Below are 1,277 nucleotides of genomic sequence, written 5' to 3'. Positions count from 1 at the left end.
GGGCGGGTCGCGCGGGCGGGCGAGTCGCCGGGTCGGCTCAGCCGGTGCGGGCCGGCGTGAGCGGCCGCAGGGACACCGGGAGCCCGTCACCGGGGAACGGCAGCGAGTCGTTCTTCATGGGCGGGACGTAGTCCAGAGGCACCGACCACTCGAAGTGCCGGAGCAGCGCGCTGAGGACGAGCTTGGACTCCAGGTTGGCGAAGATCATGCCGAGGCACTTGTGTACCCCGCCGCCGAAGGGCTCCCAGGCGTAGCGGTGGGACTTGTCCTCGCGCCTGCCCTCGGTGAACCGCTCGGGGTCGAAGATCTCCGGGTCGGTCCAGTACTCGGGCATGTGGTGCGACAGGAGCGGCATCACCGAGACGAGCCGTCCCTTGGGGATCGCCACCCCGAGCACCTCGGTGTCCTTGACCGCCCGGCGCGCCAGCACCGGCACCGGCGGGTGCAGCCGCAGCGTCTCCTTCATCACCAGGTCCAGGTCGGTGAGGCCCTCCAGCTCGGCGAGGGTCGGCGAGGGGCCCAGATCCAGACACTGCCTCCGACAGCGCTCCTGCCACTCCCGATCGCGCCCGAGTTCGTAGACCATCGAGGTCACGGTGCTGGTCGTGGTGTCGTGCGCGGCCATCAGCAGGAAGATCATCTGGTTGATGATGTCGTCGTCGTCGATCCCGCCGGAGGCGTCGGCCACCTGACACAGTGCCGAGAACAGGTCCTCACCGGGGTTGGCACGGCGGGCGGGCAGGTGGCGCCGGAGGAACTCCTCCAGCAGGCGCCGGCCGCGGGTCGCGCGACCCCACTTGGTGAACGGCAGGGGAGCGGTCGAGCGGATGTAACCGTTGGCGGCCTGCACGCAGTCCACGAACGCGGTGTTGACCCGCCCGATCTCCCCGGGTTCGGCGTATTCGGCGCCGCCCATGAACACCTCGGTGGCCAGATCGAGCGTGTGCGACTTGAGGGCGGGGTAGACCTCGAACGCCCATTCAGGGGTCCAGCTCGAGATCCCGCGCTCGACCAGCGGGGCCAGGGTACGGGCGTATCCCTCGAGCCGGGGGCGGGTGAACGCCTCCTGCATGAGGTGCCGGTAGTGGTGGTGCTCGGCGAAGTCCAGCAGCATCAGCCCGCGGTCGAAGAACGGGCCGACGAGGTATCCCCAGCCGGGGCCGTTGGCGAACGCCTTGTCGGCGTTCTGCAGGGCGATCTGGCACGCGTCGGGGCCGATCAGCGCGGTCCAGGTGGCGCCGAGGAAGCTCAGTTCGGAGACCGGCCCGTGGTCGCGG

Annotated in this window: 1 protein-coding gene; it reads right to left on the bottom strand. The window is 70.2% G+C overall.

Annotated features, from left to right (window positions below; translation table 11 throughout):
- Positions 1-37: 37 nt before the first annotated feature.
- The coding region (locus tag G6028_RS04470) for a cytochrome P450 (RefSeq protein ID WP_182658175.1) at positions 38-1,277 on the bottom strand (1,240 nt) is incomplete at its 5' end.

Origin of the sequence: Dietzia cercidiphylli, assembly GCF_014145145.1 — a bacterium.
Lineage (GTDB): Bacteria > Actinomycetota > Actinomycetes > Mycobacteriales > Mycobacteriaceae > Dietzia > Dietzia natronolimnaea.
The sequence above is the reverse complement of the archived record's forward strand: the minus strand, read 5'-3'. Positions and strand labels throughout refer to the sequence as shown.